This is a genomic window from Odoribacter splanchnicus DSM 20712, from assembly GCF_000190535.1.
Taxonomy (GTDB): domain Bacteria; phylum Bacteroidota; class Bacteroidia; order Bacteroidales; family Marinifilaceae; genus Odoribacter; species Odoribacter splanchnicus.
Map to the genome: position 1 here is coordinate 2572115 of NC_015160.1, position 17330 is coordinate 2589444.

The 17330-nt window shown below is 43.7% G+C and carries 14 protein-coding genes; 9 read left to right on the forward strand and 5 right to left on the reverse strand.

The window, feature by feature from the left end:
- Nucleotides 1–40 precede the first annotated feature (40 nt).
- Nucleotides 41–1054, reverse strand: a complete 1014-nt coding sequence (locus ODOSP_RS10885) for a hypothetical protein (protein WP_013612358.1) — start codon at nt 1052–1054, stop codon at nt 41–43.
- 463 nt (nt 1055–1517) lie between these two features.
- On the opposite strand from ODOSP_RS10885, the gene ODOSP_RS10890 reads away from it, so the two are divergent.
- Nucleotides 1518–4841 carry a S41 family peptidase gene (locus ODOSP_RS10890; protein ID WP_371311726.1) on the forward strand — a complete coding sequence of 1108 codons (3324 nt, stop codon included), beginning with the start codon at nt 1518–1520 and terminating at the stop codon, nt 4839–4841.
- A gap of 82 nt (nt 4842–4923) precedes the next feature.
- Here the strand turns inward: ODOSP_RS10890 and asnA are convergent, their stop codons facing one another.
- Nucleotides 4924–5961 carry an aspartate--ammonia ligase gene (gene asnA, locus ODOSP_RS10895; protein WP_013612360.1) on the reverse strand — a complete coding sequence of 346 codons (1038 nt, stop codon included), beginning with the start codon at nt 5959–5961 and terminating at the stop codon, nt 4924–4926.
- A 342-nt stretch (nt 5962–6303) separates the two neighbouring features.
- Here asnA and ODOSP_RS10900 point away from each other — a divergent pair, with 342 nt between their 5' ends.
- From ODOSP_RS10900 to ODOSP_RS10920, 5 genes are all read left to right on the forward strand, one after another.
- Nucleotides 6304–7191, forward strand: coding sequence for a metal ABC transporter solute-binding protein, Zn/Mn family (locus ODOSP_RS10900; protein ID WP_013612361.1), 888 nt, complete (start codon nt 6304–6306; stop codon nt 7189–7191).
- A gap of 1 nt (nt 7192) precedes the next feature.
- Nucleotides 7193–7945: a metal ABC transporter ATP-binding protein gene (locus tag ODOSP_RS10905; RefSeq protein ID WP_013612362.1), complete on the forward strand. Its 753-nt coding sequence runs from the start codon at nt 7193–7195 to the stop codon at nt 7943–7945.
- A gap of 110 nt (nt 7946–8055) precedes the next feature.
- Complete coding sequence (locus ODOSP_RS10910; RefSeq protein WP_013612363.1) at nt 8056–8856, forward strand: metal ABC transporter permease; 801 nt, start codon at nt 8056–8058, stop codon at nt 8854–8856.
- Nucleotides 8857–9121: 265 nt separating this feature from the next.
- Complete coding sequence (lpdA, locus tag ODOSP_RS10915) at nt 9122–10513, forward strand: dihydrolipoyl dehydrogenase (protein ID WP_013612364.1); 1392 nt, start codon at nt 9122–9124, stop codon at nt 10511–10513.
- A 24-nt stretch (nt 10514–10537) separates the two neighbouring features.
- Complete coding sequence (locus ODOSP_RS10920; RefSeq protein WP_013612365.1) at nt 10538–11917, forward strand: C1 family peptidase; 1380 nt, start codon at nt 10538–10540, stop codon at nt 11915–11917.
- Nucleotides 11918–12061: 144 nt separating this feature from the next.
- Here ODOSP_RS10920 and ODOSP_RS19720 read toward each other — a convergent pair whose 3' ends face one another.
- The 3 genes from ODOSP_RS19720 to ispF all read right to left on the reverse strand — a co-directional run bounded on the left by ODOSP_RS19720 (nt 12062) and on the right by ispF (nt 13467).
- Nucleotides 12062–12433 carry a hypothetical protein gene (locus ODOSP_RS19720; RefSeq protein WP_147347694.1) on the reverse strand — a complete coding sequence of 124 codons (372 nt, stop codon included), beginning with the start codon at nt 12431–12433 and terminating at the stop codon, nt 12062–12064.
- A 97-nt stretch (nt 12434–12530) separates the two neighbouring features.
- Nucleotides 12531–12686, reverse strand: a complete 156-nt coding sequence (locus ODOSP_RS19925; protein ID WP_167535994.1) for a hypothetical protein — start codon at nt 12684–12686, stop codon at nt 12531–12533.
- A gap of 301 nt (nt 12687–12987) precedes the next feature.
- Complete coding sequence (ispF, locus tag ODOSP_RS10930) at nt 12988–13467, reverse strand: 2-C-methyl-D-erythritol 2,4-cyclodiphosphate synthase (RefSeq protein WP_013612367.1); 480 nt, start codon at nt 13465–13467, stop codon at nt 12988–12990.
- A gap of 212 nt (nt 13468–13679) precedes the next feature.
- On the opposite strand from ispF, the gene gldJ reads away from it, so the two are divergent.
- The 3 genes from gldJ (at nt 13680) to ODOSP_RS10945 (ending at nt 17328) form a co-directional block, all read left to right on the forward strand.
- Nucleotides 13680–15200 (forward strand): gliding motility lipoprotein GldJ, encoded by a 1521-nt coding sequence (gene gldJ / locus ODOSP_RS10935; protein ID WP_013612368.1) that lies wholly within the window; start codon nt 13680–13682, stop codon nt 15198–15200.
- Between the two features lie 75 nt (nt 15201–15275).
- Entirely contained in the window at nt 15276–16562 is a 1287-nt protein-coding gene (locus ODOSP_RS10940) for a UDP-N-acetylmuramoyl-tripeptide--D-alanyl-D-alanine ligase (protein WP_013612369.1), read from the forward strand.
- A 31-nt stretch (nt 16563–16593) separates the two neighbouring features.
- Entirely contained in the window at nt 16594–17328 is a 735-nt protein-coding gene (locus ODOSP_RS10945; protein WP_013612370.1) for a polyprenol monophosphomannose synthase, read from the forward strand.
- The last annotated feature ends 2 nt before the right edge of the window (nt 17329–17330 follow it).

A 17330-nucleotide genomic window follows, 5' to 3' on the forward strand; every position in this document is an offset into this window, starting at 1 on the left:
AGATAAATTAAAAACGTCCTTTCGGGGACGTTTTTTTATTCTAAAGCATCGGGTACTTATGAATTTCAGTAACTTCTGTTCCGAAATTAAACACGCCTCCATAAATCACTTTTTGATTTTCATCCGGAATAATAAAATCAATGAAATTATTTAATTCATACACCTTTTCCAACTTTCCATTCCAACTCATCACAACAATTTTAGTGGGATATTTTCGAGCATCCTCAATTTTACATCCTTCCCATAGAAGATAACAATAATTTTGAGTAGCATAAGCTCGATAAAAGGTTACTGTAGTATGATCATCCACCCGAATTTGTGTATTTATCTCTTCTTTGATCCAATCCAAAGCATAGGTCACCTTTAAATTTCCATCCAAATCATAACAGTTAATTAAATTCATATATTTAAACGGGACGATAATCGAATTGTCCTTTTCAGAAACTAGTACATGATGGCAATAAGCATCTTTACGTCCCTTTTCATAAAAATAATAAGGAACATAATCCGTATTTTTTATCTCTCCGTTATTTCGGTTACAAAAGGAAAAAAGCCCCTCGTCTTTCTCGATAAAAGTTCCGATAAAAGCAGAATCTATCTTATTGAAGTTATACATAAAATTCAGGTTTCTATATAAATGCTCCGAATTTACGCATTTCGCTATATCCCGGCTTTCCACAAGGGCAGCTAAATCTATTTTTGTTAACGTAGCGGCAGGGCTATCGTAAATAATCAGCGAATCATAAGCAAAGGAGTTAACTAGAAAAAAAGGATAATAAAACTCACAAACGCCCCGTCCTTCCCTTCCAAATCGAAAAATTTCCCGGTCAGTGTTCGTACTGAAAAGATAAAACATGGTATCCGTACATTTTTCTTTCAGTACCAAAAAAGAGTCTACCAATACACCGGTTTCATAACACCGGGGCAGAATAGTTTCAACCTTTTCACCGGTCAGATGAATCACCGGAGGCATCTTCAATTCAGTGATCCGATTCTTTTTGCTACAAGCCATCGAAAGCAGGATAAAAAATAGAGAAAGATATTTTTTCATCATACACCTATTAAATTATGACAGAGACAAGAATAAACACTTTTACAATATTTAATTAAAATGAATAAAAATTATTATTTTCCCAATAACTAGTCTGAATACAAATCCAGATTAGTTTACAAATCAAATAATAATTATATTATTTTGCAAAAATAAAATATTCTATAATATACTATTATCTATTTCAGTTAAGACACTGTAATTATACTTTACCTAAAAATTATCTATAAAATAAAAGTATATCGGTTTCCGGGGCTGTTTGGAGAATACCATTCATTCTATAACAGCCCCGTTTGTTTATCCAAGTCCAAATCCAAATTTTTCGTTAAACTTCTGCAACCGATTTCGCTTTACAGTTAAAATCACTACTTTTAACACCGTTTTATACCGAGGTCGTTCGATTTCGGGTGATTTCAAATGAGGGTGGATATAAATTTAACATCAATTATAGCAAAACATGAACCTGATCAAAATTATCTGTACAGGGTTTCTAGCCCTTGTTTTTTCCGGGCTGTCAGCTCAGGAAAATCCGCTATGGATGCGTTATCCGGCGATTTCTCCCGACGGAAAAACCATCGCATTCTGTTACAAAGGAGACATCTTTCTGGTAAGCAGTGAAGGTGGTAGAGCTACCCAGCTGACCACCCATCCGGCTTATGACAGCCGGCCTGTTTGGTCACCGGACGGAAAAACCATCGCTTTCACTTCTGCCCGGGACGAAGGATTGAACCTATATACCGTTCCGGTAAGCGGCGGCACCCCTACCCGCCTGACCTATTATTCAGGCAGCGAAATCCCCGTATGTTTCACTCCCGACGGTAAAGAAATCCTCTATCGTTCCAATGTCATGCCCGATGCAGAATACGGCCAGTTCCCCAGTGGAGGGCAGGTGTACAAGATCAGTGTCGATGGAGGACGGCCGGAACAGTTTCTGACGTTCGACGCCTTCGACATCAATTTCAACAAAAAAGGCGATAAAATCATTTATCACGATTATAAAGGATATGAAGACAACTGGCGGAAACACCACAAATCTTCCGTATGCCGGGATATCTGGATTCACGACTTGAAAAGCGGGGAATTTACCAACCTGACGAACAAACAGGTGGAAGACCGCAACCCGGTATTCGCCGATAACGACGAAAACATCTATTTCCTGAGTGAACGTTTCGGGGATTTCAATGTATGCAAAATGTCCCTGAAAAATCCTTCGGACATCAAACAAATCACCAAACACAGCAAACATCCGGTCCGCTTCCTGAGCAGCTCTGAAGACGGCTTGTTGTGTTACTTTTTCAACGGAGAGATCTACACCCTGCAACCCGGAAAACAACCGAAAAAATTAGCGGTTGATATCATCGCCGACAATACCGAATCCCCTATTGCTAAAATGAATTGGAACCGGGGAGCTTCCGAGATGGCTCTGTCACCCGACGGCAAAGAATTCGCTTTCATTGTTCGCGGAGATGTATATGTAGCTAACGCCGAATACGGTACGACGAAAAGAATCACCAATACGGCCACTCAGGAACGTTCAGTCGAATTTTCACCGGACGGCCGTTCTTTGGTATATGCCGGTGAACGGAACGGTCACTGGAATATCTATGTCGCCCGGATCAAAGACAAAGACGATAAATCTTTCGCTTATGCCAAAGAAATCGAAGAAGAGCAGATCACCAAGGGTACTAATGCTTGTTTCCAACCCTCTTTCTCTCCGGATGGTAAAGAAATCGCTTACCTCGAAAACCGGACCGAAATCAAGGTAATCAATCTGAAAAGCAAAAAATCGAGAACGGTACTTCCGGCTAAATACAACTATTCCTATCAAGACGGCGACCAATGGTATCAATGGTCTCCCGACGGTCGGTGGATCCTGGCTAAATATTTCGAACACGGCGGCTGGCAGCATAACGATATCGCTCTTGTAAAAGCCGACGGCAGCGGAGAAATCCACAACCTGACCAACAGTGGATATAGCGATCAGAATCCCAAATGGATGATGAACGGAAAAGCCATCATTTGGTCGACCGACCGTCAAGGTATGCGTAGCCACGGTAGTTGGGGAGCTCAATACGACATCTATGCCTTATTCCTGGATCCGGAAGCCTGGGATGAATTCAGAATGAACAAAGAAGAACTGGCTCTTCATAAAGAAATAAAAGAGTTACAGAAAAGGAAAGAAGCCGAAGAAAAAGCCAAAGCTGAAAAGAAACAGGAAAAGAAAGGTGACAAAGCAGATAAAGCCGGGAAAAAAGGTAAAAAAGAAGAGGGAGATAAAAAAGACGAAGGAGAAAAAGAAGGTAAAAAAGCGAAAGCAGAAGAAAACAAGCTCCCCGAACTCAAAATCGACTTTGAAAACCTGGAAGACCGGATGGTACGCCTGACCATCCATTCTTCCCGTCTGGGCGACGCCGTACTGACCAACGACGCTTCAAAACTATATTACCTGAGCGCTTTTGAAGGCGGTTACGACCTTTGGGTCAGAGACTTTAAAAACGGAAGTACCCGTATGTTATCCAAACTGAACAAAGGAGGCGGTGCTCTCGTTATGAGTAAAGACGGCAGAAACCTGTACCTGCTTTCCGGCGGACAAATCTCTAAAGTGGATATGAATTCCGGCCAGTTGAAAGGTATGAGCTACAATGCCGAGTTCGAATGGAAGAAACCCGAAGAACGGGCTTACCTGTTCGATCACGTCTGGCAGCAAGTAGTAGATAAATTCTACGATCCTACCATTCACAATATCGATTGGGCTTTCTATAAAAAAGAATATGCCCGCTTCCTGCCTTATATCAACAACAATTACGACTTTGCCGAAATGTTGGCCGAATTACTGGGCGAACTGAATGCTTCCCATACCGGTGCCAGCTACAAAGGAGGCGGCAGTTCTTCACAGACGGCAGCCCTGGGTGTTTTTTACGACGAGACATTCGACGGCGATGGCCTGAAGATCAAGGAAATCCTGGAGAAAGGTCCGCTGGATCTAACCAGTGGTAAAATCAAACCCGGTATGATTATCCGGAAAATCAACAATCAGGAAATCAAAAAAGGACAGGATTATTTCCAGATACTGGAAGACCTGAGCGGTAAACGGGTAATGCTGACAATCTACGATCCTTCTGCCAAAAAGGAATGGGAGGAATATGTGAAACCGACCACTTACGGCAACCAAAACGGTTTACTATATAACCGCTGGGTAAAACAACGCCAGGAAATGGTTGAAAAACTATCCAATGGGAAAATCGGTTACGTACATGTGAAGAGCATGGATAGTCCCAGTTTCCGTAAAGTATATTCTGAAATACTGGGCAAATACCGGAACAAAGAAGCGATAATCGTCGACACCCGTTACAACGGCGGAGGCTGGCTACATGAAGACCTGTTACACCTGCTGAGCGGTAAGAAATACGCCGAATTCGTTCCACGTGGCCAATTCATCGGTGAAGATCCGTTCACTCAATGGAACAAACCGTCGGCCGTATTAGTCAGCGAAAGCAACTACAGTAACGCTCACGGATTCCCCTGGGCCTACAAAGAACTGGGACTCGGTAAAGTAATCGGTATGCCTGTACCGGGAACGATGACCGCCGTATGGTGGGAAACTCTGATGGATCCGAGCCTGGTATTCGGTATTCCTCAGGTAGGAATGAAAGACAACCAAGGCCGCATCCTGGAGAATATGCAGCTCGAACCGGACATCAAAGTGACCAACGACCCGGCCAGCGCCATGAAAGGCCGTGATCTGCAACTGGAAGCAGCTGTAGAAAGCCTGATGAAGGAAATAAAATAATCAGGTGCCAACCGATAAAACGGTAACAAGGGTAATAGCAATAATGCTTTCCGTTGTTACCGTTTTTTCTGTTTTATCGGTATTAAAACAAAAACACCCCGGCTTTTTCGCATTCGGTCAATACCTCATCGGGCCATAAGCCGGCTTGTACCTCTCCGATATGACATTTCTGCAATAAGAGCATACAGAGCCGGGATTGTCCGATTCCTCCCCCCATTGTTTGGGGTAATTTCCCTTCCAACAAAAGAGAGTGGAAATACAATTTTTTCCGGTCCCCTGCATTTTTCAGCCACAATTGTTTTTCCAAGGCAGCCCGATCCACCCGGATCCCCATCGAAGAAATCTCGAAAGCAGACTGTAATACAGGGTTCCATACAATGATATCTCCGTTCAAACCTACCGAACCGTCTTCCGCCTCAGTGGACCAGTCGTCATAATCCGGTGAACGGTCGTCGTGAATCGTTCCATCCCCCAAAGCTCCTCCGATCCCCCGGATAAAAACCGCCCCGAACTGGCAGGCTATTCGTTCTTCCCTTTCCTTGGGGGACAAACCGGGATATTGCTTTCTCAACTCTTCGGCATGTATAAAATGAATCCGATCGGGTAAAAAGGGTTGTAATACCGGGAATTGTTCACTCAATAAAAATTCGGTACGTTTCAAGGCCGCATAAATTCTCTCGACACAAAGCTGTAACCGCTCCGGCGTGCGTTCTTCCGGGGTAATCACCTTCTCCCAATCCCACTGATCGACATACACCGAATGAATATTATCGATCGTCTCATCCGGACGTAAAGCGTTCATATCGGTATAAATTCCCATACCCGGCTGAATATGATGCCGCCAAAGAGCATAACGTTTCCATTTGGCCAGCGATTGTACGATCTCGGCTCGTTGTCCTCCTAATACACGGGCTCCGAAACTCACCGGCTGTTCAGTACCGCTCAGGTTATCGTTCAAGCCCTTCCCCGAAGGAACGACAATAGGTGCTGTAATCCGGCGCAACTTCAATTCCGCAGCCAGCGCCAATTGAAAGGTGTCCTTGATAAATTTAATGGCATGCTCTGTCTGCCATACATCCAAGACCGAAGTGTAGTCTTCCGGTAAAAATAATTGCTTCATAAGGGTAAAAATTTAAGTTTATAACCGACAAAAAAGCCTCCCCGCATCGGGAAGGCTCATCCATATATCTGATCTGTTCCGTTTTTAACCATAACCTCCCCTTTGCAACCGCTCTGCATTGCAATTATTATTCAGGTTGATATTAGAATTAAAAAGGACCATGGCTCGTATTCATTCATGACAAATATAAAGTAAAAATCGAAAAATAAAAATGCCGATTGAAAATTTAACAAAATACAGATTTGGAAAATGACACTACTGTTTCAAATTCCGATAATTTAGCTTATCTTTACCGAATCTAAATAGCACAGATAACTTGATTTACATATTTTATTCAACACAATGATTACCAAATATTTTCGTTTATTCCTTTTTTTCTTTCTGATCGGGAACCTCCTGATTTCCTGTAAAAATAAATCCATTTCTACCCGGCTGGTGAGCGTCAGTATTCTTCCTCAAAAATACCTGACAGAACAAATCGCCGGTGATTACCTGACGGTGAATGTCATGATACCTCCGGGTATGAATCCGGCTACCTGTGATCTAAGTACGGAACAACTGAAGAAATTATACGATAGCGACCTTTGTTTCACCATCGGTTATTTACCTTTCGAACAAATCCATCTATTTCCTGTTCTCGAAAACCGCCCGGATATCCAAATCGTAAATCACTCCGCCAACCTGCAACTGATTCACGGAAGCTGTGGGCATACGCATGCCGCAGGTGACGAACACGACGGAGTAGATCCTCATATCTGGCTTTCTCCGGCACATGCCCGCACTATGGCTACTACCGTCTATGAAGTACTATCGGAAAAATATCCGGAACAAAAACTACAGTTCGAACAAAATTACCAGGCCCTTCTCCAGAAGATCGACAGCATTGCCGATCGTGCCAAACAAGTACTGGATCATAAAAAAGACAAAATATTTCTGATCTATCATCCGGCTTTGACTTATTTTGCTGCCGATTACGGGATGGAACAAATCTCGATCGAAGACGAAGGGAAAGAACCCAATCCGGCCCATTTGAAAAAAATCATCGATCTGGCCCTGGAAAAAAATATCCATATGATCTTTATCCAAAGTCAATTCGATGTCAATAATGCCGAATCCGTAGCCAAACAAATCGGAGGCCAAATCATTCAGATCGACCCGCTGACCGAAAACTGGGCAGCTGAAATGAACCGATTGATCGATACCCTGGATAAATATTTACCTGAAAAATAACATGACCCCCATACTCGAACTCAAAAATGTAAGCGCCGGATATGACCATGAAGTCATTCTCCATCAAGTCAATCTGAAAATTTATGAGCATGACTTTCTTGGCATCATCGGTCCCAACGGGGGCGGGAAAACCACCCTGCTCAAAGTGATACTGGGGTTACTGAAGCCTTATAGCGGAGAGGTCATTTACCCCGTCTCCAGACAAAATCTCTTCGGCTATCTGCCGCAGAACAGCCGTTTCGACCAGCGTTTTCCCATCGATGTCACCGAAGTAGTCCTCTCCGGCCTGATGTCCGAAAAGGGACTTTACAAATCCTATACCCGAGCCGAAAAACAAAAAGCCTGGGATTTACTCGATCAATACGGTATGGGAGCATATAAGAAAGCACCGATCGGCGATTTATCGGGCGGACAGATGCAACGGGTATTCCTTTGCAGGGCGGTCATTGCGTCTCCCCGCATCCTGATCCTCGACGAACCGACGACTTATGTAGACAGTAATTTCGAAAAGGAATTTTACACCATCCTGGAAGAACTCAATAAATCGCTGAGCATAGTCATGGTATCTCACGATCTGGGAACTATCTGTTCCTATGTGAAGACTATCGCTTGTGTCAACCGGGAATTGCATTATCATAATTCTAACCTGATCAGTGCAGAACAGTTGCAATCGTACCACTGTCCCATCGAGTTGATCACTCACGGAAAAATTCCGCACCGGGTGCTGAAGGAACACGAAAAAGGTAAACAGTAGCAGGCGGTGAAGCTACTAAAAGCTATAGGCAAAGAGACGAAAAGGGAAAAGACGAAAAAGGAGAGTTGAGGAAAAAAGGAAGAAGAAATAATGAATAAAAAGAATCGAAGATGCTGGAACTTTTAAAATATGATTTTTTTCAGAATGCGTTGATCAGTACGTTGTTGATCGGTATCAGCTGTGGATTGGTAGGTACCTACATCGTTGCCAAACGAATGGTATTCATCAGCGGCGGAATCACCCATGCTTCTTTCGGCGGCTTAGGACTCTCATATTACCTCGGATTATCTCCCATGTTAGGTGCTACAGCCTTCTCGATTTTATCTGCCCTGGGAATTCTGTTCCTTTCCGACAGTAAAAAGCTCAAGGAAGATTCCCTGATCGGCATCTTTTGGTCGGCAGGTATGGCAATCGGTATCCTGTTTATTTACCTCACTCCAGGGTATGCCCCCAATCTGATGTCGTATCTCTTCGGGAATATCCTGACCGTTACCCGGGAACAGATTATCCTTTCCGTGGTTCTATGTCTGGGTATCATCCTTTTTTTCGCCCGTTTCTACCGTCCGTTATTCTACATCGCTTTCGATAAAGAATACAGCCGTACTCACCATGTGCATGTCAACCGGATAGACATCGCCATCACACTGATCATCGCCCTTTGTATCGTGCTGTCCCTGAAATTAGCCGGAATCATTCTGGTCATTTCCTATCTGACTATTCCTCAGGCTATCGCCGGCATCTTTTACAAAAACTTCAAACAGCAACTATTGGCTTCCGCCCTGGTCAGTACCGCCGGTTCGATTACCGGACTATTCCTTTCTGCCTTTCTGAATATTCCCACCGGTGCCACCATCGTAATCTGTTTCCTTCTCTTTTTCCTGATCAGCTGGTTGATAAACAAAATCAGATAACAAAAAAATAACCATCCGTTCAATTGTAAAATTAAATTAGTTTATAAAGTTCCCGGATCCTGCGGGTGCTTTTTTTATGAACTTTTAAGCAACGAAGGAGCAACTTTAAGAACTTTACGAACTAATTATACCTACTTTTTTAAATTATTCGCCCTTTTTCTCCAGTTTCCTTGAAAAAATTTCTACCAAATCGGATAAAGCGCTGTTTTATCCCTGATCTTTTATTAGTTTTGTGGCAGCAAAGAAAATTTAAAACGTTTGAAATATGAATTACGATTTAATCGTCATCGGGAGTGGCCCCGGGGGGTATGTGGCTGCCATTCGTGGTGCTCAATTGGGTTTTAATGTCGCTGTAGTGGAACGTGCCGAACAAGGAGGAATCTGCCTGAACTGGGGATGTATCCCAACCAAATCTTTATTAAAATCGGCTCAGGTACTCGAATATGCACAACATGCAGAGGCCTACGGAATCCAGATCGAACATGCAGAGCCCGATTTTCAGGCAATCATCGCCCGTAGCCGGGGAGTTGCCGACAAAATGAGCAAAGGCATCCAGTATCTTTTCAAAAAAAATAACATTACCGTAATTCCCGGACATGGGAAACTGACGGCAGATAAAAAAGTAGCGGTTACTTCAGCCGCCGGGGAACAAACGATATACGAAGCGAAACATATTATCCTGGCTACCGGTGCACGTTCACGGGTATTGCCGGCCATTCCTCAGGATGGGAAAAGGATTATCGGTTACCGTGAAGCGCTGACCCTCGATCATCGACCGGCTTCACTGCTGGTAGTCGGCTCCGGAGCTATCGGTTCGGAACTGGCCTGGTTCTATAATGCGATGGGGACTAAAGTGACCCTGGTGGAATTTATGCCTACGATCCTGCCTGTCGAAGACGAAGAAGTATCTAAACAGGTGGGACGCTCGTTCAAGAAAGCCGGTATCGAAGTATTGGTAAAATCTACCGTCGAGAGTATCGATACCAGTGGTGAATTATTGAAAATCAATATCCGGAATAAGAAAGATCAAATCGAGACCTACGAAGCTGAAATGGTATTGTCGGCTGTCGGTATCGCTCCCAATGTTGAAAACATCGGGTTGGAAGAACTGGGTATCGAAATGGAAAGAAGTAAAATTAAAGTAGACGGCTACTACCGTACCAATGTCGAAGGCGTGTATGCCATCGGAGATATCGTACACGGTCCGGCTCTGGCCCATGTTGCTTCGGCAGAGGCCATTTGTTGTGTAGAAAAATTAGCCGGCCTGACTCCCGAACCGATCGATTATGGCAACATTCCGGGTTGTACCTATACTTCGCCCGAAGTAGCCTCTGTCGGCCTGAGTGAAGCGAAAGCCGCCGAAGCCGGTTACGAACTGAAAATCGGTAAATTTCCTTTTACCGCTTCAGGGAAAGCTAGTGCAGCCGGAGCTAACGATGGATTTATAAAGCTGATCTTCAATGCCAAGGACCATACACTGCTCGGTGCACATCTGGTCGGTGCCAACGTCACTGAAATGATTGCCGAACTGGTTTTAGCCCGGAAGAAAGGGGTTACCGCACACGATATCATCAAAACCGTTCACCCGCACCCGACGATGAGTGAAGCCGTAATGGAGGCTGCAGCAGCTGCCTATGACGAAGTAATCCATCTGTAATTTTTTAATTCAAATACCGATACAATGAAGAAAACCTTAATCACAACGACCCTCTTTCTGGCCTGCTCCGGAGTTTTCGCACAAGCGCTCTCCGAAAAAGACCTGCAGGAAATCCAGAGTAGTTTCAAAAAGGATGCTTCTACGAAAGCCATTCAGAACATACTGACTGCCGACAAAGACATCAAAGGCAATGCCCTGAACCGTGATCTGCAAGGTAAAATCGACCATTATTTCAAATACCGGGCAGATGTGAAAGGCATTACCAATCAGCTCAGTTCCGGACGGTGCTGGATGTTTACCTCAATGAACGTATTACGCCCGTCGATCATGAAAAAATACAACCTCAGCCAATTCGATTTTTCACACAACTACCTGTATTTCTGGGATATCTTCGAAAAGTCGAATCTTTTCCTCGAAAACATCATCGCAACCGCCAAGCAACCGATGGACGACCGGACAGTAGTGGAATACTTCAAAGCTCCTGTAGGAGACGGCGGAGTATGGAACCTTTATTACAATGCTGCCGAGAAATACGGAGTAGTGCCTCAGGAAGTGATGCCCGAAACCGCTCATTCCAACAATACTTCCCAGATGGTGAGCATCATCAATGAAAGACTGCGCCAAGGTGGTTATGAACTGCGCGAAATGACTGCTGCCGGCAAAAAAGGGAAGGAACTTACAAACGCTAAAATGGCTACGCTGAAAGAAGTATACCGGATTCTGGCCCTCTGCCTGGGTGAGCCTCCTCATCAGTTTACGTGGAGATATAAGGATAAAGACGGGAATATCAAAGAGCTGGCCAATTACACGCCGAAACAGTTCTACAAAGAAATCACCCCGGCCGACTACAGTCCTTCCAACTATATCATGATCATGAACGATCCGACCCGGGAATATTACAAAACATACGAAATTCAGAATTACCGGAATACCATCGAGGGAATCAACTGGATTTATCTCAATCTGCCCAACGAAGATATCAAAGAGGCCGCCCTGGCTTCCATTAAAAACAACGAGCCGATGTATGCCTCCTGCGATGTAGGGAAACAGTTCAACCGGGAAGAAGGTATCCTCGATCCCGAAATGTACGATTATGAATCCCTGTTAGGCGTGAAACTGGATATGGATAAAAAAGCCCGTATCCTCACCCGTCAGAGCGGCTCTTCCCACGCCATGACTCTGGTGGCCTGCGACACCGACGAAAACGACAAACCCGTAAAATGGGAGTTCGAAAACAGCTGGGGAGCAGCTTCCGGCCACAACGGCTATCTGACATTCACCGACAAATGGTTCGATGAATACATGTTCCGTATCGTGATCCGCAAAAACTACCTCAACGCAAAAGCCATCGAAGCCCTGAAAGGCAAACCGGTACAGTTGCCTGTTTACGACTATATGTATTAAACGAAAACAATAAATGATGAACGAAAAAGCCTTTTCGTTCATCATTTATTGTATCAATTCCGGGTGTGACCAGTGGCCTTATCAAAAATAAAAATATAATAACGCACATTAAATCAGTATTCTTTCCACACATATTTATCCGCTTCATTTAACGAACACATGACATTTTTTTGTAAAAACTTGTGTCAGAAATTCTTCTTTAGTTAGAAATCCCTGACATTCTCCTTTATTTATGCGATAACGAGGTTTTATTCCTTCCGGAAAAACATCATAAACGATCCCGGCTTTCTCGATATAAAAACGACAAGTATCCTGAAAAATATATATTTTATCTGTAAGTTGATAGGCTATCAACTCATCTCCCTCAAAATAGGAAAGTACTTCACGCCCGGAAGAAGTCGGTACAATATTTAGCAAATGTCCTCCTTTCACTTTCTCTAAGAATTTGGCTTTCTTTTTAGGATCAGGCCCAAAATTCATATAAAAGATAGGATTATAATATAAAGTCTTAGCCATCCTCTTTTTATTCGTACTCCTGATGGAGATTCCTTTCGAATATTCAATTCTCTGAGAGACATTTTGGCTTTTTAGTCCCCCTCGTGTTACAAATACTTTAATCTTCCACCTCAAACTCACAAAGTGGTCCCCAATATCCCGGATCACAAATACAATTTCCGGAAATAGCCGGAATATGATCAATAAATTCTTCCCCACCATCGGGAACAAAGACCCCATTTTTACAAGGATTTCGTTTGTCTATCTCCCACATTTCCTAAGGAATCCAAATATTAGCTAATGCTATTACAGAAAACCCCATTATTACTGCCAGCATAGTGACTACTTTTTCCATGTTCTTTTTCATAGATCTGAATTTTAAATTAAAACCGATGTTCACTCCCCGGCTATTTAAGGTTGAAGGAATAAAATTTTGCTTGCATAATTCAAGAAAATTAATTTTATTTTCAAAATATTTATCATTTTAAATCATAGAAACAAAAAAAATCCCTTGTTATAAAATTATAACAAGGGATAAAATCAGGAAAATACAAATACAATCAAGCTATTTCCTTTCAAAGTTTGTATACCAACACCGTAGCATAGGCCGACACCCCTTCTTCGCGGCCTTCGAAGCCCAGTTGTTCGGTAGTTGTCGCTTTGATCGAAAGATCGTCGACATCCAGTTCCAGGATTTCAGCCAGGCAATGCCGCATATCATCGATAAACGGTCGGATTTTGGGACGTTGCAGACAAACGACACTATCGATATTACTGATCGCATATCCCCGGTGATCGATCAAGGCTTTCGTTTTTTGCAACAGGAGCTTACTATCGATCCCTTTATAAGCCGGACAGGTATCCGGGAAATGCTGTCCGATATCTCCCAAGCCGGTAGCTCCCAACAGAGCATCGCAAATAGCATGTATCAACACATCGCCGTCCGAATGGGCAACGCATCCTTTCTCATGTCCGATCTTTATACCTCCCAGCCAAAACTCTCTACCAGCCTCCAGCCGATGAACATCGATTCCAATTCCAGTTTTAATTTTCATAGGTCATTCTTTATCCTCCATATGGAGTTATCCTTGCAAAATTATCAATAAATTACAAAGGTAGTGAAGAGTGAGCAAGGTATTTTACAGCTTTTGAAGAAAAAATACAATCATTTCATTTTCATCTAAAACTTTATTTATCTATATTTGTGGATTAATTACGACGTGTGTTTTATAATCAACCATAACTATTTGCTAAAGACATTCCACAGATGAGAAATAATGGATTTTTTGTTTTTGCAACGTGTTGTCTGCTTGTGTTTTCTGCCACATCCTGTCAGAAAATAAAAGGCATTTTCGGAAAGAAAAAATCTTCTACCACAGGCTGGACATACAACGACAGTAAAAACGGGGGGATCGAGTACAATAATGTAAAAGCACAAAAAACAGGCCCCGGACTTGTATTCATTCCGGGAGGAACTTTCGTTATGGGACGTACCCAGGAAGATGTCATGGGCGACTGGAACAATACGCCCAAAAGAGTAAGTATCGCTTCTTTTTATATGGACGAAACCGAAGTCCGTAACATCGACTGGCTGGAATATCTGACCTGGTTACGACGGGTATATACCACCTATCCCGAAGTATACCAAAAGGCATTACCCGATACCCTGGTGTGGCGTGACCAGTTGGGTTACAACGAACCGATGGTGAAAAATTACCTCCGTTTTCCAGCTTATGCAGAGTATCCGGTAGTCGGGGTTAGCTGGGAACAAGCAACGGACTACTGTGTATGGCGTACCGACAGGGTAAACGAACAAATCCTGATCGACAAAAAAATCCTGACCCATGATCCTGATAATCAAAAAGATGAAAATAACTTCAATACGGAAGCTTATACGACAGGACAATATACCGGTACGGTAAGAAAGAACTACAAAGGCCTGAGTAAAGAAAGACGTCCGGTAAGGTGGGAAGACGGATTATTGCTCCCGGAGTATCGCCTGCCGACAGAAGCAGAATGGGAATATGCCGCTTACGGTTTGATCGGTAATACCCAAGACGAAAGAATATCCAACTCCCGAATCTATCCCTGGGACGGTTCGTGGGTGAGATATGCCGAAAAAAAACACCGGGGACGGATGATGGCTAATTTTACCAGAGGGAAAGGCGATTATATGGGCGTTGCGGGCTCGGCCAACGACGGCTGGGACTACACCTCACCGGTCAGATCATTCTGGCCGAACGATTTCGGTTTATACGACATGGCAGGTAACGTCAACGAATGGGTAGCCGATGTATACCGGACTTTATCTTTCCAGGATATGGCGGAATTCAATCCCTACCGGGGTAATGTATTTCAATCGCCGGTACTGAACGAGGATGGCACAGCAGCCCCCAAAGACAGTCTGGGACGGATGCGTTACCGGAATCAGACAGATGCCGAACTGGCAAACCGCGAAAACTACCGTACAGCCGACAACCGTAATTTCAACGACGGAGATTTGAAATCACGGATTTCCGGAGATATCGACTGGCGTAACACAGAAAACGACCGGGGTACTCACGATATGTATTACAACGACGGAAAAGGGGAAATCACCACCCTGATCGATGATGAAGCCCGGGTATATAAAGGAGGATCCTGGAAAGACCGGGCCTATTGGCTGAACCCGGGTAGCCGGCGCTATATGAATCAGAAGCGATCCAGTAACGACATCGGTTTCCGCTGTGCCATGAGTCATGTCGGGAATGCTACCGGCGGCAAGAAAAATAAAGTATCGCAGAAATAGTTCTTAAATTATTAACCCAACAAAAGGTTGTCGTAGCATTCATTCCAGCGGCAACCTTTCTTTTTTCATCAGCTTATGACAACGATCGAAAAATTATATCCCGCTATCCGGGGTCACCGGATAACCACCGACTCCCGGCAAATTATCCGGGGAGATATTTTTATCGCCTTGAAAGGTGAAAACTTCGACGGGAACCGATATGCCGCAGCAGCCCTTGAACAGGGAGCCGCCTTAGCCATTATCGATAATGCCGATTACCTATCGCCGGGTTGCGAATTAGTTGCAGATAGTCTTCTTTTCCTGCAACAACTGGCTCATTATCACAGACAACAATTGCACATTCCGATTCTGGGTATTACGGGTACCAACGGTAAGACCACAACTAAAGAGCTCTGCCATGCCGTATTATCGAAAAAATTCAAGACTTTCGCCACTCAGGGGAATTTCAACAACCACATCGGCGTCCCCCTCACCTTGCTCAGTATGGACGAAACCACCGAATTCGGTATCGTAGAAATGGGAGCCAACCATCCGGGTGAAATCAAAACGCTCTGTGAAATTGCCGATCCCGATTTCGGGATTATCACCAATATCGGCCATGCCCACCTGGAAGGTTTCGGTAGCTACGAAAATATTATCGCCACCAAAAAAGCCCTCTACGACTATCTTTTACCGAAAAACGGACCAGTATTTGTCAATACCGGTGATCCGCTGCTGATGCAACTCAGCCGTGACCACAAACGCTACACTTATGGACAAGAAGGAGATTTACTCAAAGGTGAAATCAAACAAACCGTCCCCTATCTGGTCTATTCGCTGAAAACCCGGAAAGGGGATTTATATGTCAAAACCCACCTGGTAGGAGGTTATAACTTTGACAACGCTATGGCTGCTTCGGCCATAGGTATGCATTTCGGCATCGATCCCCTGGATATCCAAACCGCTATCGAAAATTACAGGCCTTCCAACCTGCGTTCCCAGCTGATCCGTTCCGGCCGTAACACTATCATCCTGGACGCTTACAACGCCAATCCGAGCAGCATGCGTGCATCCGTAGGCAATTTTTGCGAGATGCCCGGAGAGCATAAAGTGGTCATTTTAGGAGAAATGCTCGAACTTGGCACAGAAAATGCTGCAGCTCATGAAGAGATCGTCCGCTTAACGCAGCAAGGAAATTTCGACCGGATATTTCTCATCGGGAATAATTTTGAACATTGCGCTGATAAATGTAACTTTATCACCTGGTTTAAAGATACAGAATCGTTCATGGAATACCTGAAATCGCACCCATTAAACGACTCTTTTATTTTCATAAAAGGTTCACGGGGTAATAAGCTGGAAAGGATCGTTGAATATCTGTAAATCTGATAAATAGAATATAAAATCATATATTGTGAACGATAGATTAGTCATCATTCCGACTTATAATGAAAAAGAAAATATCGAAAACATTATCCGTTGCGTATTTTCTTTAAAACCCGCTTTCGATATTCTGATTATCGAAGATAATTCGCCGGATGGAACAGCGGGAATCGTAAAAACACTGCAAAAAGAGTTCACAAATCTCCATATCATCGAACGTAAAGGTAAGTTAGGACTGGGAACCGCCTATATCACAGGTTTTAAATGGGCTTTGGAACATCGGTACGATTACATCTTTGAAATGGATGCAGACTTTTCACATAATCCCCGGGATCTGGTGAGGCTCTACGAGGCTTGTGTGCAAGGGGCCGACCTGTCGATCGGTTCGCGTTATGTGACGGGAGTCAATGTGGTCAATTGGCCGATGAGCCGGGTGTTATTGTCCTTTTTTGCTTCAAAATATGTAAAAATCATTACCGGAATGAAAGTACATGATGCCACAGCCGGTTTTGTCTGTTATACCCGGAAAGTATTGGAAACAATCAATCTGGACAAGATCCGTTTTAAAGGTTATGCTTTCCAGATCGAGATGAAATTCACTGCTTCGACACTGAAATTCCGGTTGCAGGAAGTACCTATTATTTTTACAGACCGTACATTAGGTACTTCAAAAATGAGTAAAGGCATTATCAAAGAAGCCGTCTTCGGGGTCATCACCATGAAAATGCGGGCTCTGTTCGGAAAAATAAAACCACGGAAAGATTAGAA

Coding starts and splice junctions, on each gene's coding strand:
- ODOSP_RS10885 (WP_013612358.1), bottom strand. CDS start 1,054: ATGATGAAAAAATATCTTTCTCTATTTTTTATCCTGCTTTCGATGGCT.
- asnA (WP_013612360.1), bottom strand. CDS start 5,961: ATGAAGCAATTATTTTTACCGGAAGACTACACTTCGGTCTTGGATGTA.
- ODOSP_RS10900 (WP_013612361.1), top strand. CDS start 6,304: ATGATTACCAAATATTTTCGTTTATTCCTTTTTTTCTTTCTGATCGGG.
- ODOSP_RS10905 (WP_013612362.1), top strand. CDS start 7,193: ATGACCCCCATACTCGAACTCAAAAATGTAAGCGCCGGATATGACCAT.
- ODOSP_RS10910 (WP_013612363.1), top strand. CDS start 8,056: ATGCTGGAACTTTTAAAATATGATTTTTTTCAGAATGCGTTGATCAGT.
- lpdA (WP_013612364.1), top strand. CDS start 9,122: ATGAATTACGATTTAATCGTCATCGGGAGTGGCCCCGGGGGGTATGTG.
- ODOSP_RS10920 (WP_013612365.1), top strand. CDS start 10,538: ATGAAGAAAACCTTAATCACAACGACCCTCTTTCTGGCCTGCTCCGGA.
- ODOSP_RS19720 (WP_147347694.1), bottom strand. CDS start 12,433: ATGGCTAAGACTTTATATTATAATCCTATCTTTTATATGAATTTTGGG.
- ODOSP_RS19925 (WP_167535994.1), bottom strand. CDS start 12,686: ATGTGGGAGATAGACAAACGAAATCCTTGTAAAAATGGGGTCTTTGTT.
- ispF (WP_013612367.1), bottom strand. CDS start 13,467: ATGAAAATTAAAACTGGAATTGGAATCGATGTTCATCGGCTGGAGGCT.
- gldJ (WP_013612368.1), top strand. CDS start 13,680: ATGAGAAATAATGGATTTTTTGTTTTTGCAACGTGTTGTCTGCTTGTG.
- ODOSP_RS10940 (WP_013612369.1), top strand. CDS start 15,276: ATGACAACGATCGAAAAATTATATCCCGCTATCCGGGGTCACCGGATA.